The sequence below is a fragment of the Leucobacter chinensis genome (assembly GCF_019049105.1).
Taxonomy (GTDB): domain Bacteria; phylum Actinomycetota; class Actinomycetes; order Actinomycetales; family Microbacteriaceae; genus Leucobacter_A; species Leucobacter_A chinensis.
This window is the reverse complement of record NZ_JAHQZR010000003.1, coordinates 1-23,078: the sequence shown is the minus strand read 5'-3', so window position 1 is coordinate 23,078 and position 23,078 is coordinate 1. Positions and strand designations below refer to the sequence as shown.

The 23,078-nt window shown below is 65.4% G+C and carries 19 protein-coding genes; 12 read left to right on the top strand and 7 right to left on the bottom strand.

All coding sequences use genetic code 11. From position 1 onward, the window contains the following. The first annotated feature begins 42 nt into the window (after positions 1–42). Both KTJ78_RS03830 and KTJ78_RS03825 read left to right on the top strand, forming a co-directional pair. Complete coding sequence (locus KTJ78_RS03830; protein WP_217132790.1) at positions 43–531, top strand: hypothetical protein; 489 nt, start codon at positions 43–45, stop codon at positions 529–531. Between the two features lie 310 nt (positions 532–841). After that, positions 842–2,554, top strand: coding sequence for a long-chain-fatty-acid--CoA ligase (locus KTJ78_RS03825; protein WP_369807967.1), 1,713 nt, complete (start codon positions 842–844; stop codon positions 2,552–2,554). Between the two features lie 57 nt (positions 2,555–2,611). On the opposite strand, the gene KTJ78_RS03820 is transcribed toward KTJ78_RS03825, so the two are convergent. The 3 genes from KTJ78_RS03820 to KTJ78_RS03810 are packed head-to-tail and all read right to left on the bottom strand — an operon-like array spanning position 2,612 to position 5,546. Next, positions 2,612–3,541, bottom strand: coding sequence for a siderophore-interacting protein (locus KTJ78_RS03820; RefSeq protein WP_217132788.1), 930 nt, complete (start codon positions 3,539–3,541; stop codon positions 2,612–2,614). Positions 3,542–3,545: 4 nt separating this feature from the next. Continuing rightward, positions 3,546–4,619 (bottom strand): ABC transporter substrate-binding protein, encoded by a 1,074-nt coding sequence (locus KTJ78_RS03815; protein ID WP_217132785.1) that lies wholly within the window; start codon positions 4,617–4,619, stop codon positions 3,546–3,548. Positions 4,620–4,664: 45 nt separating this feature from the next. Continuing rightward, a complete protein-coding gene (locus tag KTJ78_RS03810; RefSeq protein ID WP_217132783.1) occupies positions 4,665–5,546 on the bottom strand; it encodes a helix-turn-helix domain-containing protein in 882 nt (293 codons plus the stop codon). 58 nt (positions 5,547–5,604) lie between these two features. Between KTJ78_RS03810 and KTJ78_RS03805 the strand changes: the two genes are divergently transcribed. From KTJ78_RS03805 to KTJ78_RS03795, 3 genes are all read left to right on the top strand, one after another. Continuing rightward, complete coding sequence (locus KTJ78_RS03805) at positions 5,605–6,432, top strand: helix-turn-helix domain-containing protein (RefSeq protein ID WP_217132782.1); 828 nt, start codon at positions 5,605–5,607, stop codon at positions 6,430–6,432. Positions 6,433–6,573: 141 nt separating this feature from the next. Continuing rightward, entirely contained in the window at positions 6,574–7,626 is a 1,053-nt protein-coding gene (locus KTJ78_RS03800; protein WP_217132781.1) for an iron-siderophore ABC transporter substrate-binding protein, read from the top strand. A gap of 4 nt (positions 7,627–7,630) precedes the next feature. Further along, positions 7,631–8,419 carry a siderophore-interacting protein gene (locus KTJ78_RS03795; protein ID WP_217132780.1) on the top strand — a complete coding sequence of 263 codons (789 nt, stop codon included), beginning with the start codon at positions 7,631–7,633 and terminating at the stop codon, positions 8,417–8,419. Between the two features lie 572 nt (positions 8,420–8,991). Here KTJ78_RS03795 and KTJ78_RS03790 read toward each other — a convergent pair. From KTJ78_RS03790 to KTJ78_RS03780, 3 genes are read right to left on the bottom strand one after another with little or no spacing between them, the layout of a single operon-like run. Further along, positions 8,992–10,293, bottom strand: coding sequence for an ArgE/DapE family deacylase (locus KTJ78_RS03790; protein WP_217132779.1), 1,302 nt, complete (start codon positions 10,291–10,293; stop codon positions 8,992–8,994). Then, on the bottom strand, positions 10,290–11,924 hold the full coding sequence (locus KTJ78_RS03785) for an amidohydrolase (RefSeq protein ID WP_217132777.1): 1,635 nt from the start codon (positions 11,922–11,924) through the stop codon (positions 10,290–10,292). Before KTJ78_RS03785 ends, KTJ78_RS03790 begins: the two co-directional genes overlap by 4 nt. Before the next feature lie 16 nt (positions 11,925–11,940). Next, the gene (locus KTJ78_RS03780; RefSeq protein WP_217132775.1) at positions 11,941–13,272 is read right to left on the bottom strand and encodes an MFS transporter; all 1,332 of its coding nucleotides are present in this window, start codon (positions 13,270–13,272) and stop codon (positions 11,941–11,943) included. Positions 13,273–13,379: 107 nt separating this feature from the next. Between KTJ78_RS03780 and KTJ78_RS03775 the strand changes: the two genes are divergently transcribed. Then, entirely contained in the window at positions 13,380–14,273 is an 894-nt protein-coding gene (locus KTJ78_RS03775; RefSeq protein ID WP_217132773.1) for a LysR family transcriptional regulator, read from the top strand. 286 nt (positions 14,274–14,559) lie between these two features. On the opposite strand, the gene KTJ78_RS03770 is transcribed toward KTJ78_RS03775, so the two are convergent. After that, positions 14,560–15,360, bottom strand: a complete 801-nt coding sequence (locus KTJ78_RS03770; RefSeq protein WP_217132771.1) for an IclR family transcriptional regulator — start codon at positions 15,358–15,360, stop codon at positions 14,560–14,562. 125 nt (positions 15,361–15,485) lie between these two features. Here KTJ78_RS03770 and KTJ78_RS03765 point away from each other — a divergent pair, with 125 nt between their 5' ends. From KTJ78_RS03765 to KTJ78_RS03740, 6 genes are all read left to right on the top strand, one after another. After that, positions 15,486–16,337, top strand: coding sequence for an alpha/beta fold hydrolase (locus tag KTJ78_RS03765; RefSeq protein ID WP_217132764.1), 852 nt, complete (start codon positions 15,486–15,488; stop codon positions 16,335–16,337). 29 nt (positions 16,338–16,366) lie between these two features. Further along, entirely contained in the window at positions 16,367–17,935 is a 1,569-nt protein-coding gene (locus KTJ78_RS03760; RefSeq protein ID WP_217132762.1) for a flavin-containing monooxygenase, read from the top strand. Positions 17,936–18,337: 402 nt separating this feature from the next. Next, positions 18,338–19,243: an alpha/beta hydrolase gene (locus KTJ78_RS03755; protein WP_254259382.1), complete on the top strand. Its 906-nt coding sequence runs from the start codon at positions 18,338–18,340 to the stop codon at positions 19,241–19,243. Further along, positions 19,240–20,652: an alcohol acetyltransferase gene (locus KTJ78_RS03750; protein WP_217132758.1), complete on the top strand. Its 1,413-nt coding sequence runs from the start codon at positions 19,240–19,242 to the stop codon at positions 20,650–20,652. Before KTJ78_RS03755 ends, KTJ78_RS03750 begins: the two co-directional genes overlap by 4 nt. 20 nt (positions 20,653–20,672) lie before the next feature. Further along, positions 20,673–21,362 (top strand): DUF6320 domain-containing protein, encoded by a 690-nt coding sequence (locus KTJ78_RS03745; protein WP_369807965.1) that lies wholly within the window; start codon positions 20,673–20,675, stop codon positions 21,360–21,362. Positions 21,363–21,800: 438 nt separating this feature from the next. Beyond that, entirely contained in the window at positions 21,801–22,868 is a 1,068-nt protein-coding gene (locus tag KTJ78_RS03740; RefSeq protein WP_217132755.1) for an FUSC family protein, read from the top strand. Positions 22,869–23,078 lie beyond the last annotated feature (210 nt).

Below are 23,078 nucleotides of genomic sequence, written 5' to 3'. Positions count from 1 at the left end.
CAACGTCAGAATGACACGAAGCGGGCGTGGAAGGTGCGTGTGATGCGTGCGAGGCAGGCGAATGAAGGTACGCTCGCTGGTCACATCGAGCATCCAAACGGCGTGGCGCTATGGGGCCCGCTCATTGGCCTGGTGATCGTTGCGGTATTTTGTGGCCTCATCGCGATTTTTACTCCAGCCACTGGTCTTTGGTTTGTTGCGGCCATTGCCGCCGGGATTTGCGGCTGGTGGGCGTTTACAGCTCGCGCCAAGATCCAGATTGATAAGGGTGCCGTGCGCTTCAGTGCTCCACTCTTCAGCCGACGCGTACTGCGCGAGGAGATCGCCGGAGTCTCCGTACAAGAGGATGACGGAATGAGCCATGGGTTCATCAATTGGCCGGTTTCTCACGTCTGGAGCAAGCGGGTCACCCGAATCAACATGGGAGGCGCTGCCTCTGTGACGGTTTCAGTTGTTGGAGGCTCCAGTGTGCAGTTCGTCGTGCGCACTCTTCAAGACGCGAATCGACTTGCAAGAGTGATCCAGGGATAGCATTCCGCGTTGCCTCGCCAGCAACTGGCTCACCCCCTCTGCATCAAGAATCTTGGTGGAGGAATCCAGCCATTTGTATGCCCACAGCAGTAGACGCATGCGTCTTGTGCGCACCTGAGGAGGTACGTTTAATCGCTGCTATATCGATCTCTCGTTTGCCATTTGGGCACCTTCACTTGTTCACTGGTTGCCGCTGTTCCAACGACGAGGGGCTGCGGGATGGCCTACCCTCATCGCCACTCTCCATACGCCCCGGCGAATAGACCACTCCCTAGGCTGAAGCCATACGCGAGGGAAGAAGGTCAGTATCGTGTCTGCAGTGTGTGACCCGGTTCAGCCCAGTACGACGCGGCCGTGGTTGGCCTCGTACGCCGAGGGGGTTCGCCCCGAGATTGATCCGGTCGATCTGACGTTGCCGGAGGCGCTCAAAGCGAGCGCCAAGCGGTTCGGGAGCCACGTCGCGCTGGAGTTCTTCGGCCGCACCACGACCTACAAACAGCTCTACGAAGAGGTCGAGCGCGCCGCCGCGGGCCTACGCAAGCTGGGCGTGAGGGCTGGCGACCGGGTCGCCCTCGTGCTGCCGAGCTGCCCCCAGCACGTCGTCGCCTTCTACGCCGTGCTGCGCCTCGGCGCCGTCGTCGTTGAGCACAACCCGCTCTACACCGAGCGCGAGTTGCTGCACCAGTTCGCCGATCACGAGGCAGGCGTGGCGATCGTGTGGGACGTCGTGAGCGAGAAGATCGACCGCCTGCCGGCGAGCGTGAAACCCGGGCGGATCGTCTCCGTGAACATGACCAAAGCGATGCCAAAGGCCCAGCAGCTTGCACTTAAGCTCCCGGTTGCGAAGGCTCGCGAAGCGCGCAAGAAGCTCACCGTGAAGCCCGCGTCGAGGCACATGCGCTCGTGGGAGTCGCTCTTTGGCGGCCGCCTGCCGAAGCGTGTGGCTGGCCCCGAGGTCAACGACATTGCCGTGCTGCAGTACACGAGCGGCACCACCGGAAAGCCGAAGGGTGCGATGCTGACCCACGGCAACCTGCGCGCGAACGCGATGCAGGGGCGCGAGTGGCTGCCGGGCCTGCACGAGGGCGACGAGGTGTTTTACGGCGTGCTGCCGCTCTTCCACGCGTACGGGCTGACGCTGTGCCTCACGTTTGCGATGAGCATTGGCGCGCGCCTCGTGCTGTTCCCTACCTTCGACGTCGACCTCGTGAAGAAGGCCGCGAAGCACACGCCCCCGACGTTCCTGCCCGGGGTGCCCCCGATCTATGACCAGCTCGCCCGCGCCGCCCTGCACGGCGAGATCGACCTTTCGACGGTGCGGTTCGCCCTCTCAGGCGCGATGCCGCTGCCGGTCTCGACTGTGCAGCGTTGGGAAGAGGTGACCGGCGGCCTGCTCGTCGAGGGCTATGGAATGACCGAGGCCTCGCCGGTCGCGCTCGGCAACCCTGCGGGGCCCTCGCGCAGACCTGGTTCGGTTGGCGTACCCTTTCCCAGCACCGAGATTCGGGTGATCGACCCCGACAATCCCTCGCAAGAGGTGGCCATCGGCGAACCGGGAGAGCTCTTGATTCGCGGGCCGCAGGTCTTTGGCGGGTATTGGAAGCGCCCCGAAGACACCGCCGAGGCGCTGCTGCCCGACGGCTGGCTGCGCACGGGTGACATCGTGACGCTCTCGGCCGATGGCTTCGTCACGGTCGTTGACCGCCGCAAAGAGCTCATCATCACGGGCGGCTTCAACGTCTCGCCCTCTGAAGTCGAAGAGGCGCTCATGTCGCACCCCGACATTGAAGACGCGGCGGTCGTTTCGCTGCCGCGCGGTGACGGGGCCGAGATGGTCGCGGCCGCGGTCGTGCTGCGCGAGGGAGCGGCCGTCGAGCCCGAGGCCGTGCGCCAGTTCTGCCGCACGAGGCTGACGGCCTACAAGGTTCCGCGGCGTGTCACCTTCGTTGACGAACTGCCGCGCTCGCTCGTCGGCAAGGTGCTGCGCCGCGAGGTGCGCGAGCTGCTGCTCACCAAGAAATAAGACGCTAAGCCCGGCGCGGTCGCCATAACCCGGCGCTGCGCTACAACCCCGCCTTCGCTACAATCCCGCCCCCTCGTACACCGCATAGATCTCATCGAGCACGGCCTCGCGGGCTGCGCCGGGCTGGGCGGCGTACGCGGCGTAGAGGGTGTCGAGCCGTGCGTGCGTGGCCGCGTCGAGGGCGTCGAAGCGGTCGCGCCAGGCCTCTTCGTTGTCGGTCCAGTAGCCCACGAGGTGCGTGTTGGCTGCGGGGAAAGCGAGGGTCTTTCGCAGGTGGGTGCGCACGCGACGGGTCATGGCAGACTCGCCGGCGATCCACACGGTTTCTGATCCGTCGGTCGCGAGGGGCGCGCGCATGAAGGCATCGGCGACGCGGCTGGCGTGCGAGCCGTTGCCGGCGCGGTAGATCCACACGGTGTCGACGCTGCGCGATGTGGCTGCCTCGGGCAGGCGGGCGTCGCGTTCGTCGCTGACCTCGCAGAAGATGCGCAACTCGGTCTCGGGCGATGTCTCTTCGACGATGCGCTCGACGGCGGGCAGCGCGGTCGCGTCGGCGACGAGCGTGAGGCGGCCGGGCGGCAGCTCGCCCCACGTGAACTGGGCGAAAGGCTGGCTCAGGCCAACGGCGCCGCCCGGGCGCACCCGTTCGGCCCAGTCGGCGGCGAGGCCTCCCGAGTGCCGCACGAAGTCGATCGTCACGCGGCCGGGAGCATGGGAGCGGATCGTGTAGGTGCGCATCTCGGCGGGTGCGACACCTTCGGGGTACTCCCACCCGCGGCCCACGACGCGGGGCAAGCGGGGCTCGGCGGTGGGCTCATCGGCGAAGAAAAGCCGCACGTACTCGTCGGGCGAGCCCGTGGTTGGGTAGTCGTCGAGGTCGGAGCCACCGAGGGTCACGCGCATCATGCCGGGGCTGAGCGCCTCGGTCTCGAGCACGATCGCGCGGTGCACGCGGGGCGGGCCGGGCGGGGTGGGAGTCTGGTTCATCGGGCTAGCGGGCCAGCGCTTCGGCGAGCTCGGGCACGAACTCGTCGAGCACCCACGGAACCGAGAGCACCGATGGGGCAGCGACAGCCTGAGAGACCTGGCGGTCGGTGAGCCACACGGCGTGATCGTTTGCGATCGGCTGCCAGCTCGCGAAGTGCGGCTGGGCGAGCGCGTAGTCGACCTCGTCCTGGTTGTTCACGACGCCGAGAAACACGTCGGCCTCGATCTCGTCGACCTTTTCAAGGCTCACGCCGAAGTAAATCTCGTCGGCGAACTGCTTGGCGCGATCCACCACCTGTGGCGAGAGGGTGAGGCCGAGATCTTCGATGATGCCAATGAGTGAGGTGCTCGGGGCGTAGAATCCGACGTCGGTTGAGCCCTCGCTCACCGCGGTCGAGTAGACGAACGTGGCGTCTTTGAACTCGGGATGCTCGGCACCCTGCGCCTCAACGGCCGCTCGCGTGTCGGCAACGAGCTGCTTCGCGAGGGCGGGCCGGCCGAGGGCCTCGCCCATGAGCTCGGCGTGATCTTGCCAGTCGAGCGACCAGGGCTTCTCGGGGTACGCGAGGGTCGGGGCGATCTCTTCGAGGCGCTCGTACTGGGTGTCGGTGATGCCCGAGAACGGTGCGATGATCGCGTCTGGCTTCAGCGCGAGAATCTGTTCGAAGTCGATCTCGCCGATGCCAATATCGTTGAGAGTTTCGGGCAGGGGAGCGCCAGCGGTCTCGACGGTGTCGCGAAACCAGGGCACGAGCCCGTCGTCGTCGCCAGCCCAGCTCTCGGGAACCGCGATGGGCACGACGCCGAGCGCCGCCGAAATATCTTCGCTCCCCCAGCCAATCGTCACGACCCGCTCAGGTGCCTCGTCGAGCTCGAAGGTGCCGAAGGCGTGATCGACGGCAACCGGAAAAGCGCCCGCCTCTGGCTCGGTCACGATGCGCGACGATGCCTCGGCATCACTCTTCTCGGGGCTCGTGCCCTGAGCGCCACAGCCGGTGAGGGCAAGGGCGAGGGTGGCGAGCAGAGCGGCGGTGGCACGGGCAGATGCGCCGGTGCGGGTCGCGGCAAGACGGGTCATGGTTCTCCTAGCGTTTTCGGGCCCGCGGTGGCGGGCATACCGAGCCTAAGAACTCTCGATGTCGCGCATCGGGCACAACGTGCCTGAATCGGCGCACGCGGCGGCATGCTCGTGCGCTGCGGCGGCGGGCCCACGCAGGTACGCGCCAGGCGTCTGCCCGACCTCCTGCCGAAACGCGGTCACGAAGGCGCTCGGCGAGCTGTAGCCCACGCGCCGGCCCACCGCGGTCACCGGCAGCCCCTCGGCGAGCAGCGACATCGCGGCCTTCACCCGCACCTGGCGGCGCCAGCGCACGAAGCTCATGTCGGCGGTCTCGGTGAAGGTGCGCGCGATCGTGCTCACACTCGTTCCCGTGATGACCGACCACTGCTCGAGTGAGCGGTCGTCGGCCGGGTCGGCGAGAATGGCGCGCGTGATGCGGCGAATGCGTGCGTCGTCAGGAACGGGAATTCCGGGGCCGAGCGCGCGAGAGGCCCCGATCATGTCGAGGCACACCTGTTGCGCGCGGAGCCGCTCATCCTGCGGCATTGCCGTCTCGTTGAGGTGCTGCAGCATCTCCATGAGCGCGCGGCTCATGCTCACCGAGACCGGCCGGTCCTGCGGCAGGGCGCCGGGCACCGTGCGCAAATAGGTCGCGCCGATGCGGGCCGAGCGCATCACCTGCGAGCCGTGCGCCATATACGGTGGAACCACGAGGCCTTGCCCCGCGCGCAGCACATAAATTGCCCCGGCCGCACTCACGTTGACGACGCCCGAGACGACCCAGATGAGCTCGGCGACAGCGTGACTGTGCTCGATCCAGTGGGCGCTCGACGGCTGCTCGCGCACGAGGGTCGTGAGCAGAAACGGCTCGTCGATAAGCGTCTCGGGGTCGGTGACGTCGTGCACCTCGGGCGGCGCGGCTTCGGCCAGTGACGAAAGGGGCATAGTGTTAGGTTACCCTTAACTAGATCAGATAAGGAACAGCGGCGGCGGGTACGAACACATGCACAGACAGCTCATTTCGCGCGGATCGCGCGGCCTGGCGCCGGGTCGCCCCGGCTGCCCCGCGACCGGTCATAGCGTTCCCGACGGCTACCTCCTGCGTGCCCGGTTCTTGCGACTCGACTATGACGATGCCGATAACGCTTGCCCCGAGGGGCAGCACGTGCACCCTGAGCACGTTGTGCTGTGGCCTGAGCACGGCTCGCTGAGCGTACGGGTTGACGGGGTCGCGCGCAGCATTGAGCACGGTTATGGGCTCTGGGTTCCCGCGGGAACCCCGCACGCGATTGGCCCCGAGCGAGACCGCGTGGTCGCACTACACATCGCGCCCGAGGCGGTTCCCGGCAGGGGCGAGCGGGTCATGACGGTGGCGATGGTTGCCGCCGCTCGCGAGTTGCTTGCGCACATGGCCGAGGTAAACATGCCGCGCGACGAGCGTGTTCAGGCCCAGCGGGTGTGCCTGGCGCTCATTGCTGACGAGCCGGGACCGGCTGCTCCGTTGCCTATCGCCTACGATCCGCGCGTTGCCGAGATTTGCCGCCACCTGCTCGCCGACCCTGCCGACGCCCGCTCGCTCGAGCAGTGGGCGTGGCAGCTTTCAGTGAGCAGCCGAACCCTTGCCCGGGCCTTCAAGGAGAGTACCGGCAAGACCTACGGCAGCTGGCGCACCGGAGCGCGGGTTGAGTGCGCAATGCGCTTGCTCGATCAGGGCACCCCGGTGAGCGAGGTCGCCCGCAAGGTTGGCTACAGCACCACGAGCGCGTTCAGCACCGCTTTTGCCCGCGAGACGGGGCGGTCGCCGAGCGAGTATCATCCGAGCCTCGCCTAGAGCGGCATTGCCGGGTGACTGTCGCTCCCGAACAAATTGTTGTCTGCCTCGCGCCGGCGGCTCGACGTAGCTTGGTGAGGTAAGCCTTACTCGCGTGGCCCGTGCCGTGTGCCGGGCGCCAAGACTCCAGAAAGATCACCCATGCGCTCACTGAAACCCACTTCGCTCGTTGCGGCCCTCATCACGACCGCCGTTCTTGTTACCGGGTGTCAAAGCACCCAGGGCGAGCTCGCGGCAAAGGGCGATGCGCCCGCCGCGTCGAGCGAGGCGACCGACACGTTCCCGGTCACGATCGAGCACGCCCTCGGCGAGACGACCATCGCTGAAGAACCGAAGCGCGTGGTTACCATGGGCTGGGCCGCCGAAGACGCCGTTGTTGCGATGGGCGTCGTGCCGGTTGCGGTGCCCGAGTACGGCTGGGGAGCTGACGATGACGGCTACCTGCCGTGGTTCCGTGATGCGGTTGAAGCACTCGACGCCCCGCTGCCAGAAACGCTCGATGCCGAAGACCGCAACGGTGAGGTGAACTTCGAGCAGTTGCTCTCGCTCAAACCCGACCTCATTCTCGCGCCGTTCTCGGGCATCTCTGACGTTGACTACAAGCGCCTCGAAGAGATTGCTCCAACCGTTGCTTACAGCGAGAAGCCGTGGGCTGCGAACTGGCAAGAAATGACCACGACGGTGGGCAAAGCGCTCGGACGCTCCGATCAGGCCGCCGAACTGCTCGCCGAGTCTGACGCCCTCTTCGCAGCGCAGGCCAAGGCGCACCCAGAGTTTCAGGGCGTGAGTCTCGCCTACGGCATGACGATGGTTGACGGCCAGACTGACCTCACCCTGTATTTCCCGGCCGATCCGCGCGTTGAATTTGTTGAGGCTCTTGGCTTCGAGACTCCCCAGTCAGTAGCCGATTTCGCCGAGCGCAGCACGATGAGCTCAAGCGATAACGTGAGCCTTGAGGTGCTCGGTGACTTCGACGACGTCGACGTGTTTCTCGCGTGGGCGGGCAACGACGAAGACAAGACTCGCACGCTCGAAAACCCGCTCGTGAGTGCGTGGGGCCCCGTTGCCGAGGGCAAAGACCTTGTGCTCACCGACCCCTCGCTCGTCTGGGCTACCTCGTCGCCGACCGCCCTCAACGTTCCGTGGGCGCTCGAACAGCTTGTTCCGCAGCTCGCCGAGCTCGTAGCGCGGTAACGAGATGGCGTTTTGTGAACCCGCCGAGGTCATGCGCGTGAGCCGCGTCACCCCGTCGATGTTGCGTGTGCGGCTGCGCGCGGTGGGCGATTGGCGCTGGTTCGTTGACGGTCGGGGCGACGAGCGCATCGACCTCGCGTTTCCTGCCCCCGGCGAAACGGTCGCCGACGTATCGCACTTCGTCGACGAGCACGCCGGCGTGCACCGCAGCGACCCCGCTCCCGAGTGGCGCCACTACACCGCGCGCAAGGTGCACGCGGCAGGGGCCGAGATCGACATCGACTTTGTGCTGCACGAGGGCGGGGTGGCTTCGGCCTGGGCTGAACGCGCTGAACCGGGCCACGTGCTTGGGGTCTTTCGCGGAGCCACCGCCTCACGCGCCTACTACGCCCCACCCGCCGATGCCACCTGGCAGCTCTTCGTCGCCGACGCGACTGGCTTGCCCGGCCTCGCCCGAATCGTCGAAGAGCTGCCGCCCGGCGCCCGCGCGCAAGCCATCGTCGAGGTGCCGACCGAGGCCGACCGCCAGCACGTCGAGAGCCGCGGCGATGTGACGTGGATCTGGGTCGTGGGCCCAGCCGGCCCCGCAAGCCAGCTGCCGAGCGTGGTCGAGCGCCTCGCCCTGCCCGACGGCCCGGGCTATGCGTGGGTCGCCTGTGAGGCGAGCATTTCCCGCCGCATTCGCGGCCTGCTGCGCGGCGTGCACGCCCAGCCTCGCGACCGCCACCGCACGGTCGGCTACTGGACCGCGGGCGCTTCTGGCCACGTCGAGCAGCCGCGAGGTGAGGGGTAGGCGAGCGGGTGCAGCCGCTCGTCGCTGCTGCGCGTGCTCGCGGTGCTCGTGGTGCTCGCCCCCGCGCGACCCGCGTTCCCGTGGTGCTTGCTCTCGCGCGATCCGCGTTCCCGTGGTGTTTGCTCCCGCGCGATCCGCGTTCCCGTTCGGGGCTCGTTCCTGCTGTGCTCGCTCTCGCGCGATCCACTTGACGAAAAGCAGGGTGTTTTCCGCGTTGCACCCTGCTTTTCGTCAAGTAGACGCGTTTTGAGGGTCGCGCGACTCGCGCGGCGCCCCGCTGCCGAGCGCCGCGCCGCGCCGTCGCCCGGTACCAACCGTCGCCGGTCGCCTTCGCCGCCCCTGCCGGTGCCTGGGCCCGCGCTTCCACGCCCCATTTCCGTTTACTTGACAGAAAGCAGGGTGTTTCTTGCAAAACACCCTGCTTTTCGTCAACTGAACGCGGATCGCGCGCTCAAGCCGGCACTAACGCTGTCCCGAGCGCGCCAGCCCCGAGCGCGCCAGCCCCGAGCGCGCCAGCCCCGAGCGCACCAGCCCCGAGCCCGGCAGACCTAGCCCGCGTAAACGACAGCTCGTCACGCCTCAGTGACACCGCACCACTGCGCGATGAAGAGAGCGAGCGTGCGCGTCACCTCGCGGATCGATTCGATGTTGACGCGTTCGTCTGCGCCGTGCAGTTTCTCGCCGACGGGGCCGTACACCAAAGCTGGTACGTCGGCGAAAAGGCCGTAGCACCGTGAATCGATGTAGCCGGGCATCGCGACCTCGCCCAAAGGCTTGCCGGTGGCCCGGGTGTGAGCCGCGCTCAGCGTCGCCTCGGCCTCAGACCCTGGTTCGAGCACGTAACCATCTGAGTAAAAACCGAGGCGTTTTGCGACAGCGCTCGAACGGTTAAGCCGTGTGTCGCTTTGAACCGCCACCTGCACGCGCTCGGTGATCTCGCGCCAACTTTCGTCGACATCCATCTCAGGGGTAATCGAGACGCGAAACTGCACCTCGCAGCTGTCAGGAACGCTAGAAGGCCAATCTCCTGCCGTGATGACCCCGACATTGAGGTTCAGCGGGTGATCGTGCGACCCAAAATGCTCAGAAGTGGCGGCTCGCTCGTTCCACTCCTCTTCCATTCGGCGCAGTTCTTCGATAACCGCATATGCTCCGTCAATCGCGTTAGAGCCGGTAGACATCTCGAAAGCGTGAGCTGCTTGGCCGGTTACCGTGACCGAGAACCAGATCACGCCCACGTGCGCGCGTACCACCTCGGTCTGGCTTGGTTCGCTGATGAGCACCGCATCTGCGGTGTATCCGTGCTGAAGCGCCGAGATCGTACCGTTGCCGGTGCTCTCTTCCTCTGGCACCGACTGTAGGTATACAGGGCTGGCAGGGGTAAGCCCCGCAGCGCGAAGAGCTCTGAGCGCAAAAAGGTTTGCGACCAGGCCAGCCTTCATATCGCCGGTGCCCCTTCCGTAGAGCCAACCTTCGGCGACATGGGGCTCCCACGGCGAGCGAGACCAGAGCCTCTCAGAGCCGATCGGTACGACATCAACGTGGCCATTCAGAATGAGGCTCTTGCCGGTCTGAACCTCAGGAGCGAAGGAACCGACAACGACGTCGCTGTTCTCGTACGAGACGCTCACCGCACCTGCGCCGGGGTGTTCGGCGAGTTCTTCGGCATCAAGCGTCCAGCGATCGATGGTGAGACCAATTTCACGGTAGGCCTGCTCAAGAACATCTTGGGCCGCATTTTCGTCGCCGCGAAGTGAGGGAATACGAACGAGATCTGCGGTGAAGGTGAGTTGCTCATCGAAAGCCGCGTCGACGGCGGCGATGATCCGCTGCTGTTGGTTTTCTGTGGTCACGATGGTTACTCGCTTTCTCATGGCTCGGTGATAAATACGGTGTCGCCACCGATGACGGTTCGGGTGACGGTGAGGTCAGCGATGTGCTCAGGGTCAACGGTAAAAATGTCGTCGTTGAGTACGACGAAGTCAGCGAGCATGCCTGGCGCGAGGGTGCCAACCTGGCCCTCTTTGCCAACCGCATACGCAGAGCCATAGGTGTAGGCGTGTACGGCTTGCTCAACGGTAATGCGCTCGGCAAGGCCGAAGGGCTGCCCCGACGAGGTCTTTCGGTTGACCATGTCGTGAATTGAACGCAAAGGGTTGCCGTCAGAAACGGGGGAGTCGGTTGACCCTGGAACCTCGATACCGGCTGCAAGCAGAGACGCAAATCGATAACTCTGCTCGGCTCGTTCGGCGCCGAGGGCTTCACGAATGCCGTCACCAAAGTCAGAGATGAACGTGCCCTGCGGTACGGGAATCACCCCGAGCTTCGCTGCACGCTGCACTTGCTCATCACTCGTCACGGCGAAGTGTTCGATGCGGTGCCGCACTTCTGGGCGGGGGTACGCGGCCTGGGCATCTTCGATGGCATTGAGAATCTCGTCAATCGCGCTGTCGCCAATCGCGTGCGTTGCAATGCTCCAACCTGATCGATGAGCGTGCAAGACGGTCTCTGCGAGATGCTCGGGCGAAACCACCATGAATCCGCGGTTGCTCGTTTCGCCGTGGTAACAGTGGTGCATCGCTGCAGAGCGCCCAATGAGCGAGCCGTCTGAAAGAATCTTGACGGGCCCAATTGAGAGCCATTCATTGCCAAATCCCGTTCGAATACCCATGTCGAGCCCAAACCAGTCACCCTCCCGGGTTCCGTGCACCGGGTGGAGAACCGTGAAATATGGCATGACCGTGAGACGCGGTAACGTCATGCCTGATTCGATGGCGGTCTGGTAAAAGTGAAGGTCTGAGGCGGCGTTGCCAACGGCATCGGGGGCAGCGAGGCCCGGTTCGGTGATGCTCGTGATGCCGTAGGCAACGGCTTGCTCACCGGCCAAGGTGAGGTTGCGAAGAATCTCTTCTCCGCCAAGCGGCCTCGTCACCGCGTGAATAATCTGCTGAGCGCTCTCTTGCAGAAGCCCCCGTGCGAGCCCGTTCACGTCTCGGGCGACGTGGCCTCCCTCAATTTCGGGCACGCCGGCTCGGCCAGGGTAGCCAGCAAGCTCGAAAGCTCTGGTGTTGGCTACGAGCATGTGAGCTGAAACGTGTTCGATGGCTGCCGGGCGGCCTCCGACAACCGCGTCGATGCCCTCTGCCGTTGGGTGGGCGCCGAGAACGTTCTGGTCGTAGCCAGATGCCATGACCCACGCGTCGCTCGGCAAATCCTGTGCGAACTCGCCAAGCTTCTCGTAAAAGCTCTCGAGGGTTGGCGTGCTCGAGGGGCGAACGTCGAGGGCTGCCAGACGAGCTCCGGTGAGCGAGAGATGGTAGTGGGCATCGTGGAAGCCCGGCAACGTTCTCGCGCCCTGCAGGTCGACGGTATGTTTCGGAGTGCCCGTAATCTGCTCGTCGAGGGCGAGAATGCGTCCCTGATGCACAGCGATATGGGTAGCTTCGGGGTGGCTCGGGTCGCCAGTGTAAAAGCGGCCATTGGTGTAGAGAATGTCGTACTGCATGAAACGTCCTTAATCGCTATTTGACCGACGCGGCGTTCGAGGCGTGCTGTTCGGTGGCATCGACGAGGCGGTGAGCGTTCTTACGCTTGCTGCGGCTGAGCCCGATGACTCCGGCAACCGTGACCGAGATAATGACGACGAAGAGTGCCGCGACTGCCCACGGGCTGCCCCCAGAACTCACGAGTACCCACTGTGCGAGCAAGGGCGTTGAACCGCCGAAAATGGTTGCGCAGATTTGATAGGCGGCAGAGACGCCGGTGTATCGAACATGAGCGGGGAAAGCGCTTGAGAGGAACGTGGCGAGCATGGCGTAGTAGCTGCTCCCAGCAACCGTGGTGACACCGAGAGTGATGGCGATGAACCACACGTTTGCCGACTGAATTGCCATGAAGAAGGGAACGGTCATGAGCAGGGTGAGGGCGAGCCCTCCGAGCATCACCCGAACCGCTCCGAGACGCTCCGCGAGAAGCGCGGCGAGCGGCTGCCAAATGAACTGAAGAATTGCCGTCGCGAGCAACACATTGAGCATGAGCCGGCGCTCAATACCCAGCTCACCGGTGGTCCAGGCGAGCAAGAAAGTATTGGTGAAGTAGGCCATCGCGATACCAAAGACCGAGGCAAGAATGCCAAAAATCAGCAGGGTCGGTGCAACACGAAAGACCTCAACGATGGGAACTTTGACGACCTTTTGCTGTGCCTGGGCTTTGAGGAAGTCGGGTGACTCTTCGACCTTCAAACGAATGATGAGGCCCACGAGAACGAGCAGGGCTGAAAGCAGGAACGGAATTCGCCAGCCCCAGGCCAGAAAAGCTTCATCAGGAAGTGTGCCGACCGCGAGGAAGACGAGGGTTGCGAGAATCGATCCGGCCGGTGAGCCCTGTTGCACCCATGCGCCAGCAAAGCCCTTCTTCTTTTCGTTCGAGTTCTCGGTTGCGAGAAGTACGGCGCCTCCCCACTCGCCGCCCACTGCAAGGCCCTGGCAGGCGCGCAAAACAATGAGTAACACCGGAGCAAGAAGCCCGACCTGTGCATACGTCGGCAAGAACCCGATAAGCGTCGTCGCGGTGCCCATCAAGAGCAGTGAGACGACGAGGGTGTTCTTGCGGCCAAACTTGTCACCGAAGTGCCCGAAGATCAGGCCACCGATGGGGCGTGCGAGAAACCCTACCCAGAAGGTGGCAAACGATGCCATCAAACCAGCTGCGGGGCTGATATCTGGATAGAAAACGCGGCCAAAAACTAGTGCTGCGGCGGTGCCAAAGATGTAAAAGTCGTACCACTCGATCGCGGTACCGACGAAGGCTCCGGTAATTGAGCGGCGCTGTTGAGCTGCTGTGGGTGTCGGCATTGACGTGTCCATTCTGTGAAACAAATGACTGTATTTGCCTAGCGTGGCCCAATTGCTCTATGCGCACAAATACTTATAAAGTAGGTTTCCTATACCTTGGAGGCATAGTGGACTTGCGGGTTATCAACTATTTTCTCTCGATTGCAGAAACGGGCTCGGTCTCGGCCGCCGCAAAACAGAGCTTTACCGCCCAGCCGTCGATCTCGCGACAAATTCGAGGGCTTGAGCAAGAACTCGGTGTTGTGCTTTTTGAGCGAGAAGCCCAGGGCATGCGTCTCACCCGTGCGGGCAAGCGCTTCTTGCCCATTGCCAAAGATATTCAGGTGCGGGTAGAGCGCGGAGTGACCGTCATGAAGTCGCTTGCGAATGAGACCTCAAGCTTTGTTGTAGCCTGCCCGCAGAGCGTTCGCGAGGCAATCATCGCCCCTTTTGTCGCCGATACTGGCGAGGTGCTCGGTGACGTAATCGAACTGATTCCCGACGAGATTTACGGCAAGCTCATCGGGGGTGAGGTCGACGTCGCTATCGGCACGTTTCCCCCTCCCGTTGGGCTTGAAAGCCGACGTCTCTTTCGCGCTCAGCTCTCGGTGCAGTTGCCTGCCTCAGACAACCCGTTTCAAGGCAGAACTGAGGTTGATCTTGAAGAGCTGCAGTATTTCAGCCACATCAACGTGCAAACAGGAAGCGCGGTTCAGCGTGCGTTTGATGATGCGGCTCGGGCGAGGCAGCTCGCCTTCATCTATCGAACGCAGGTGAGCTCGGGGCTGTTCGCACAGTCGCTTGCCGCTGCTGGAGGCGGCCCCGTGGTGACCACCGGGCCACCGCAGTTCGGCCTGGAACGCTTCACGATCACGTCGAACGGCGAGCCTCTCGTGATCACTGACTGGTGCGCCTGGGACAGGGGGCACTATTCAGCTGCAGCAATGGGCCCGCTCATCGATCGCATTATCGACTGGATCAAGCCGCGAGCTGAATACCTCGGCATTAGCTTCAGCGAGTAGCGTTTGAACGGTTAGCCCCCGGTTCCCCACCTGCGCTACCGCCCGCTCTCGCCGCCCGCTTTCGCCGCCCCGTCGATGCTGAAGGTACGCCACGGCCAGCGACTGAGCTCGCGTTTTCACGCCTGAGTTCCGTTTACTTGACAGAAAGCAGGGTGTTTCTCACAAAACACCCTGCTTTTCGTCAAATAGACGCGGATCGCGCAAGCAAACCACCCCGACGCTGGCCGCGCGCGGCAGCCCCGGGCCGCACAAGCCCGTCAGCCCCGAAACAAGCACGCAGCCCCACTCACCGAGCCGCCGCCCCCAGCTCCCCCACCCGCGCCGCCACCTCGACGAGGCGCCCAGCGAGTTCGTCGACGCGAGCGGCCGGCATGCGGGCCTCGGCGGCAGAGATGGTGATGGAGAGTACGGGCGATGATCCGCTGGGGTGGGGTACTGGGCAGGCGATGCCGGCAACGTCGGGCACGACGGGCAGGCCGCCGCACCAGCCGCGCTCGTGTACCTGAGTGACGAGGGTGCGAAGCCGCTCGGCGAGGGCGTCGGCGTCGCGGGGCAGCCAGCGTGAGGGCGGGTTGGCAGCGGTCTCGGCGATGGCGCGCTCTCGCAGGGACTCGTCGAGGCCGGCGAGCAGGGCGACGCCCGCGTAGCTCGTCGCGAGGGGTTTCACCTCGCCCACGTGTACCGAGAAGACGCGAATGGGTGAGTCGCCGTCGCAGCGCATGAGGTAGGTGGCTGAGCGGTAGTTGCGCTGGGCGAGGTAGACGGTGTCGCCGATGTCGGTCGCGAGCTCTTGCAGCAGGGCGCGGGTCTCGTCGAGGTGGCGCAGGGGGCCCGGCGTTGGCAGGGCGAGCGCGAGTTCTTCGAGGGCGCGGCCGAGGCGGTAGTGGCGGGTGGCGGTGCGCTCGACGACGCCGAGGTCGGCGAGGTCGGCGAGCAGGCGGTGCACGGTGGGGCGGGCGAGGCCCGAGAGCGGCACGAGATCTTGCAGGCGCAGCCCCGGTTCGTCGGCTTCTGAGAGCAGGCGCAGCAGCACCGCGGCGCGCGGCAAAACGCCGACGGGGGCGTGTGGTTCGTGCGAGAGGGGCATGGTTCCATTCTCTCGCATTGGCGAAAATTCGATTAACGGACATAAGTGCGTTACGCTACAAGAAAAGTAGGCAGAATTCTCATGTAATGTCCAATAAATGAGAATCAGAACGGCAAAGGAGCGTTATGTCTCTCACTGAAACGACGCAAACCTCGCAGCTCGACGTGCACGGCAGCATGGTGACCGTGCACGACTCGACGACAACCATCGACGGCGGCCGCCCGCTCGTGCTCGTGCACGGCACCGGTGGCACCACGGCGAGCCACTTCGGCCACCTCTTTCCGATGATGGCGACCAGAACCCGAGTGATCGGCGTCGACTGGGCCCCACCGGCAGAGGGCACCGAACTCACCCTCGACCTGCTCGTCGCACAGGTGCGCGAGGCGGTCGACACGGTACTCGGCCCCGACACCCCCTTCGACCTGCTGGGCTACTCGCTCGGCTCGGTCGTTGCCGAGGCGCTGGCCGCGAGGCTCGGCTCACGCGTGCAGCACCTCATTCTCGTTGCGGGGTGGATCACCACCGACCTTCAGCAGGGCCTGCGCAACCAGGTATGGCACAGCCTGTACGAAAACGATCGCGATGCACTGAGCCGCTACACCGCGTTCTGCGGTTTCTCGGGCCAGTTCTTGCAACAGTTCACCCCCGAGATGCTCGAGGGCGCGCTCACGACGCTCACCGCCGACGAGTTCTTGCGCCAGCAGATGGCGCTCAACGCCGAGATTGACCTGAGCGACGAGATCGAGCGCATCACCGCGCGCACGCTTATCGTCTCGTGCACCGACGACATCATGGTTCCAGGCCACCACCAGCGGCAGCTGCTCGGCGCGATTGAAGATGCGCGCCTGACGACCGTTTCGAGCGGCCACGCGATCTTCTTTGAGCGTCAGTCGGAGCTCATGCAGATCACCGATCTCTTCCTGCGCGAGCCCGACCGCTTCGCTGCAGGGTCGATCATTCCCGAGACCCGGTCTTGACTGAACACTTCTGAAAGAACACGAACATCATGACAACTGAAACACACACCACCGAACAGGCCGGGGCACAGCAGCTCGACGAAACGGCCGAGATTCTCATCATTGGCGCGGGCTTCGCGGGCCTCGGCATGGGCGCACAGTTGCGCCGTGCCGGCCGCGAAGACTTCCTCATCATCGAGCGTGCCGGCGAGGTTGGCGGCACCTGGCGCGACAACACCTATCCAGGGGCGGCGTGCGATGTGCCGAGCCACCTCTACTCGTTCTCGTTTGCGATGAACCCCGATTGGTCGGGCTTCTACACGCCCGGTCCCGAGATTCAGAACTACCTGTTGAACGTCACCGAGCAGGAGGGCCTTCGCCCGCACCTGCGCTTGAACGCGAACATGGACGAGGCGAAGTGGGACGAGCAGGCGGAGCGGTGGATCGTGCGCACCCCTCGGGGAACCTACACAGGCCGGTACCTCATCACCGGTACGGGGCACCTTGCTGACCCGAGCCTGCCCGATATCCCTGGCCTCGCCGATTTCGCGGGCGACATCTTTCACTCAGCGCGGTGGAACCACGATGTCGACCTCACCGGCAAGCGCGTCGCCGTTGTGGGCACGGGCGCCTCGGCCATTCAGGTGGTGCCAGAGATGGCCGAGATCGCGAGTGAGCTCACGGTCTTTCAGCGCACGCCAGCCTGGGTGATCCCGCGCATCGTGAAGCCGTACTCGGCCGCCACCCGCCGCAAGTTCGCGCGCGACTACGAGTCGATGCAGCGCGAGCGCGACGACATCTTCTGGTTCGCCGAGTCGGCCTACGCGCAGCGGCGTGCGGTTCCTGCGGCGCTCGCCGAGGTGACGGCCAATGCGCTCGGTAACCTTGAGCGCGCGGTGCCAGATCCCGAGCTTCGCGCGAAGCTCACGCCGAGCTACATGCCCGGCTGCAAGCGCGTGCTCTCGTCGAACGCCTACTACCCGACCTTCAACCGCGACAACGTGACGCTCGAGGCGAGCGCGCTCACGCGGGTCGAGGGCAACACGGCCTACGGCGCCGACGGCGTGGGCTACGAGGTCGACGCGATCGTGCTGTGCACGGGCTTCGAAGCGGCGCAGCCCCCGTTCGCCGAGGCGATCTTCGACGGCGAGGGCGTCTCGCTCGCCGATCACTGGTCGACCGGCATGTCGGCGTTCGATTCGACGGCAGTTTCGGGCTTCCCGAACCTCTTCGCGATCAACGGCCCCAACACCTCGCTCGGCCACAACTCGATCGTCTACATCATCGAGTCGCAGGTGCAGTACATTCTTGAGGCCCTCGACCGGGCCGATGCCGAGGGGCTGCGCACGCTCGTTCCGGCTCGCCCAGCTGAAGAAGAGTACGTCGCCAAGATTCAGGAGCGGGCCGCAACCTCGGTCTGGCTCATGGATGGCGGCTGCAACTCGTGGTACGTTGACCCCCGTTCGGGCAACCTCACGCTCATCTGGCCCGACTACGCCTACGACTTCAGGGCGCGCAACGGTCACTTCACGGGCGCGGGCTTCCTCTCGCGCGGCGCCGACGGCACCGTTCGTCCGCTTGCCGAGCAGCAGCCGAAGGCCGAGGCAACGCTCATCTAGCGCTGGCGTGCTCGCGTTTTTCGCGTCTACTTGACGAAAAGCAGGGTGTTTTCGCTCTCGCACCCTGCTTTCCGTCAAGTAGACGTCCATGGCGCGCGGCCCACGGCGCACGGCCCACGGCGCGCGGCGCGCGGTCGGCGAACCCGCGGTGGGCCGACCGGTCACGCGGCCCGCAGCCCGGCCACCACCGACCGGCCACCAACCTTCGCCCCCTATGCTTAAGCCATGACGCATACTGACGAGCCCGAGAGCGGCACCGAGCCAGGCGAACGGCGAGAGCGCCGAGAAAGCCCGGCCCCGGAGCAGCAGGCCCCGGAACGCCCGGAGCCAGAACGCTCCGACCGCCCCGAGCGGCCGCTGCTGAGCGCCGTGCTGAAGCCCTTCGCCGCGCCCCGGCTCAACATGCGTGAAGACTACGAGAAGGTGCGCCGGTTCCAGCGCCGCCTCGCCTCGCGGCCCGGGGCCAAGTACCAGGCGCTCGACCGCGAGCTCGTTTCGGCCGGTGGCAGCCACGAGATTCCGCTGCGCATCTTCGTTCCGAAGGAGCTTACGCGCGACGAGGTGCTCCTCTTCTTCCACGGCGGCGGATGGGTCACGGGCGACATCGAGAGCTACAGCCCCTCGTGCGCGACGATGGCCGAGCTCACCGGCTGCATTGTCGCCTCGGTTGACTACCGGCTGGCGCCCGAGCACCCGTTTCCGGCGGGCCTCGAAGACTGCCTGCGCATCACGCGGCTCGTGCTTGCCGACCCAGAACTCGTGGGCGCCGAGACCCCCGAACAGATCGTGCTCGTGGGCGACTCGGCCGGGGCGAATCTCGCGGCCGTGGTCTCGCAGCAGCTGCGCGACAGCGGCGAGCCCGGTGCCGCGCGACAAATCTTGCTGTACCCGGTGACGCACTGGGACCACGATCCGCACACCTCGCCGTTTGCCTCGGTGCGCAACCTCGGCGACGACTACCGGCTCACGAATACCGAGGTGCAGGACTATCTTGACCTCTACGCGCCCATCGAGGCGGATCAGCGCAGCGCCCGAGTGGCCCCGCTGCTCGCGACCGATTTTTCCAGCCAGCCCAAGACGCTGCTGCTCTCGGCCGGGCTCGATCTGTTGCGCGACGAGGGTGAGGCTTACGCCGAGGCGCTCGCAGTCGCGGGCAATGACGTGCGCGTGCACCGGGTCGAGGGGGCGCTGCACGGGTTCATCACCCTGCCGCGCTTCTCGCGTTCGCTGCGCGAGGGCTACGAGGTGATCACCGAGTTTCTTGACGGCGGGCCCGCCGAGCCGGGCGGCGAAGCGGGAGGCGCGTGAACCGCCGGGCGTGGGTGAGGCTCGACAACGCCTCGAACATTTTTCTCGCGGCGAGAAGCGATGTCGACCCCAAGGTGTTTCGGGTGAGCGCAGAGGTCGATCACGAGGTTGATCCTGAGCTCTTGCAGCGCGCCCTCGACACGACGTTCGACCGTTACCCGCTGTATCACTCGGTGCTGCGCAGCGGCATCTTCTGGTACTACCTGCAAGACAGCGACCTGCGGCCCAGGGTGCGGCCGGAAAGCCAGCACACCTGCGCCCCTATTTACTTCGATGACAAGCGAACGCTGCTCTTTCGCGTCATCTACCATCGCAAGCGCATCATGCTCGAAATTTTTCACGCGCTCTCTGACGGCACGGGGGCGCTCTGGTTCTTGAGCGACCTCGTCGAAGAGTACGTGTGGCTGCGCTCGCCGGAGGCTGCGGGAACGCCAGGCGGGCCGAAGCTCGAGATCGACCAGGGCTGGGGATCGCCGGTGGCGCGGGGCATTCCCGCCCCGGAGCCCATGCACGAGCTCGTGGCCGACAGCTTCTCGGAGCACTTCGCCACGAAGCGAGCGACCGGCGACGAACCCAAGCCGCAGAGCGGCGACGGGGCCGCACGCTACGCCCTGCGCGAGGCGAAGGGCGCGCTTCGGCCGAAGGGTGGCCGCGTGTACCGGGTGCGGGGAACTCGCACGCCCGACAACCGCACGAGGCTCGTCGAGCTCACGGCTCCCGCCGGTGAGGTGATCGCGCTCGCCAAGGCCGAGGGCGTCTCACTCACGATGTACCTCACGGCGCTGCTGCTCGACTCGGTCAACCGGGCCTCTGGCGGGCTCGGCAAGGCTCGCACGATGGGGGTCTCGATTCCCGTGAACCTGCGCCAGCATTTTCCGTCGACCTCGGCCCGCAACTTCTTCGCCACCGTGCGCGTTGAGCACCGCTTCGGCGAGGGATTAGACGACATCGGCTCGATCTGCCGCGACCTCGACGAGCAGTTCAAGCCGCAGGCAACCCGCGAGGCGCTCGAGGCGAAGGTGCAAAAGCTCATCGCGTTCGAACGCATGGCGCTGCTGCGCATCGTTCCGCGGGCACTCAAGAACGTGATCCTGCGCCAGATCAACCGCGCCAACAACCGCGGACTCACCGTCGCCCTGTCGAACCTCGGCAACGTGCGCCTGCCCGGCCAGGCCGAGGCCCACGTTGGCCGCATGCTTTTTCACGTCGCCTCGGTGCGCCCCCAGTTCTGCGCCATGTCGCACGCGGGCGAGCTCACAATCAGCTTCACCTCGCCCTTCGTCGAGACCGACCACGTGCGCGAGTTCGTCAGGCGCCTCACCGAGGCGGGCGTTCACGTCACGGTCGCGGCTGCCCGTGTCACCGAGCAGGAGCTCGACGAGCAGCAGCGGGCGGTGGTGGCCCCGTGACGCGATGTGACGAGTGCTCGGTGCAGCTCGAGGGGGCGTGGGCGAGGTGCCCACTGTGCGGGGCTGACGCCGCTGCGGGCGGGGCTGACGCCGCTGCGGGCGGGGCCGGGGGCTCTCTCGGGGCTGTGGCGAGGCCCGATCCGCTGCCCTCGATTCCACTCGCCTTCTCGCGCCGGCGCCTGCTTCGTGCCCTCTTCCTCACGTCGCTCGCGATGATCGTGCTCTCGCTCGCCGCGCAACTGCTCTTCAGCGGGCAGCGGGGAGCGCCGGGCGCGCTGCGCATCGTGTGGCTCGCCATCGTGACCCTGTGGCTCGTCACCATCATGGCGGTGCGCAAACGCCACAACCTCGCGAAGGGAACCCTGTACCTGGTCGTGATCGTCAGCGCCATGAGCGTCTACTGGGATTACCTGACCGGCTGGCACGGATGGTCGCTCAGCTTCACGATCCCGATCGTGTGCGGATCGTCGATTCTCGCGCTCATGATCACAGTGCAGCTCACCCGCGTCGAGGTGGGCGACCACATTCTCTACACCGTCGTCACAGTGCTGCTCGGCCTCGCGCCCATCGTCTTCTTGGTGCTCGGCTGGGTCAGCACGTCGATTCCATCGCTCATCTGCGGATCGCTGAGCGTCATCACCCTCGCCCTCCTGCAAACCACGCGAGGCGCCGAGGTGCGGCACGAACTGAAGAAGCGGCTGAACCTGTAGGGCGGGGTGCGCGGCGTTCGGGGCTCGGCGCGGCGGGTGGCGCGGTGTTTCGGCGTCTTGCCGGCCATTTCGCGGTCTACTTGACGAAAAGCAGGGTGTTGACGCGAAAACACCCTGCTTTTCGTCAAGTAGATGGGCAACGGGCAGCCAGCGCGATCGAGTCTTGGAAGCCGCTCCCTCCGAGATGCTCTTAACCCGTTTCAACGAACTGTCGTGGGGCGGGGTGGGTGAAATTCCGGTCACAGCCCTCACACGAACTCTGGAGAGTACACTAAGCACGTGAGGCATGCCCCGCTCATCGCTCTGGCGAGTAACGATGCTTAGCGAATGCCGTTCACGATGAACCCCACGCCCAGGCGTGTGAATCGGCCCAACGTTGCCGTTGCTCTCTGACGATTCGCCGCCCGAGCGACCCGACGAGAGGCGGCCCAACCCCCAATGCACAACGCGAGAAGCGAACTCAAGAGCGCCCTGCGCAGCCTGTTCACCCTGAACCCCCAGAAGGGGCCAAGACGGTGGATCGCAACGCGCGCAGCCCTCTCGATGGGTGTTCCTCTCGCCGTCATGACGTTCGCTGGCCGCCCCGACCTCGGGCTGCAGGCCGGCACGGGAGCGTTTCTCGCCCTCTTCTTCGCGGGAGCCCAGGCCAAGGAACGCGCCAAAGTACTGCCCGTCATGGCCGCGGCCCTGCTCACCTGCGCCGCGATCGGCACCTGGCTGGCCCCCTGGCCGTGGATCAGCGCAACGGTCATGGTCTTCGTCGCAATCGCCGGTAGCGCCTTCGCCTTCGGCTTCCGCATCGGCCCGCCAGGCCCCGTGTTCTTCGTGCTCATGTACGGGCTTGCGAGCATGATCACGGCCGAGTACGACGGGGCTCGGCGCATCGATCCGCTCGTGTTCCTCACGGCTCTCGCCTCTGGCCTCGCCTTCGCCTACCTGCTCGCGCTGCTGCCGCTCTTGCTTCCGAGCCAGCGCACCCGCCCCGCCCGCACCCTGCGCGAACTGTTGCCCGGCCCGTGGCTCGGCGACGGCGAGGGCTGGCTTATTGCCCGCGTCGCCGTGGTCTCGGCCGCCGGCATGGTCGTGAGCATGCTGTGGATCGACCCCGGCCGCGCCTACTGGACCGTCGCCGCGGGCATTGCCGTGATCGGCCTGAGTACGGTTCCGACGCACGCCCTCTCGCGCGGCATGCACCGCACGTTTGGAACCCTCGTCGGCGCACTACTGTACCTCGTGATCGCCCCGCTCGGTGCGCACCCGTGGGTGTTCGTGCTGCTGCTCGCTGGCCTGCAGTTTGTCATCGAGCTCGTCGTGGTGCGCAACTACGGCGTCGCGCTCGTGTTCATTACGCCCCTCGTGCTGCTCATTGCGGGCGCCGCCATGGGCAGCACCGACCACCTCACGACCGCGACCGAGCGCCTCGTCGACACCGCGGTCGGCTCGGCCCTCGCGATGGCTTCGGGCTTCTTGCAGCGCCCGGGAGCGGCGGCGCGCGCTTCGCGCTGACGGGTTCGGGGCGCGTCCACCGCTTCGCGCTTCGCGCCCCTTGCCGCTCGTGCCCCGCCCGCGTGCCCCGCTCGTGCCCCGCACGCCCCTCGCGCCCACCGTGTGGTCAAAAGGTGTCGAAAATCGAGCGAAACGCTCGGTGTCAACTTGTTGTGAGTCACTCACCCCGGCATACCGTCAGGGTCTTGTCACTGTTTGGGAAGGTTAATC

Coding starts and splice junctions, on each gene's coding strand:
- KTJ78_RS03790 (WP_217132779.1), bottom strand. CDS start 10,293: ATGAGAAAGCGAGTAACCATCGTGACCACAGAAAACCAACAGCAGCGG.
- KTJ78_RS03815 (WP_217132785.1), bottom strand. CDS start 4,619: ATGACCCGTCTTGCCGCGACCCGCACCGGCGCATCTGCCCGTGCCACC.
- KTJ78_RS03780 (WP_217132775.1), bottom strand. CDS start 13,272: ATGCCGACACCCACAGCAGCTCAACAGCGCCGCTCAATTACCGGAGCC.
- KTJ78_RS03800 (WP_217132781.1), top strand. CDS start 6,574: ATGCGCTCACTGAAACCCACTTCGCTCGTTGCGGCCCTCATCACGACC.
- KTJ78_RS03785 (WP_217132777.1), bottom strand. CDS start 11,924: ATGCAGTACGACATTCTCTACACCAATGGCCGCTTTTACACTGGCGAC.
- KTJ78_RS03795 (WP_217132780.1), top strand. CDS start 7,631: ATGGCGTTTTGTGAACCCGCCGAGGTCATGCGCGTGAGCCGCGTCACC.
- KTJ78_RS03830 (WP_217132790.1), top strand. CDS start 43: ATGCGTGCGAGGCAGGCGAATGAAGGTACGCTCGCTGGTCACATCGAG.
- KTJ78_RS03760 (WP_217132762.1), top strand. CDS start 16,367: ATGACAACTGAAACACACACCACCGAACAGGCCGGGGCACAGCAGCTC.
- KTJ78_RS03805 (WP_217132782.1), top strand. CDS start 5,605: ATGCACAGACAGCTCATTTCGCGCGGATCGCGCGGCCTGGCGCCGGGT.
- KTJ78_RS03770 (WP_217132771.1), bottom strand. CDS start 15,360: ATGCCCCTCTCGCACGAACCACACGCCCCCGTCGGCGTTTTGCCGCGC.
- KTJ78_RS03820 (WP_217132788.1), bottom strand. CDS start 3,541: ATGAACCAGACTCCCACCCCGCCCGGCCCGCCCCGCGTGCACCGCGCG.
- KTJ78_RS03765 (WP_217132764.1), top strand. CDS start 15,486: ATGTCTCTCACTGAAACGACGCAAACCTCGCAGCTCGACGTGCACGGC.
- KTJ78_RS03740 (WP_217132755.1), top strand. CDS start 21,801: ATGCACAACGCGAGAAGCGAACTCAAGAGCGCCCTGCGCAGCCTGTTC.
- KTJ78_RS03755 (WP_254259382.1), top strand. CDS start 18,338: ATGCGTGAAGACTACGAGAAGGTGCGCCGGTTCCAGCGCCGCCTCGCC.
- KTJ78_RS03810 (WP_217132783.1), bottom strand. CDS start 5,546: ATGCCCCTTTCGTCACTGGCCGAAGCCGCGCCGCCCGAGGTGCACGAC.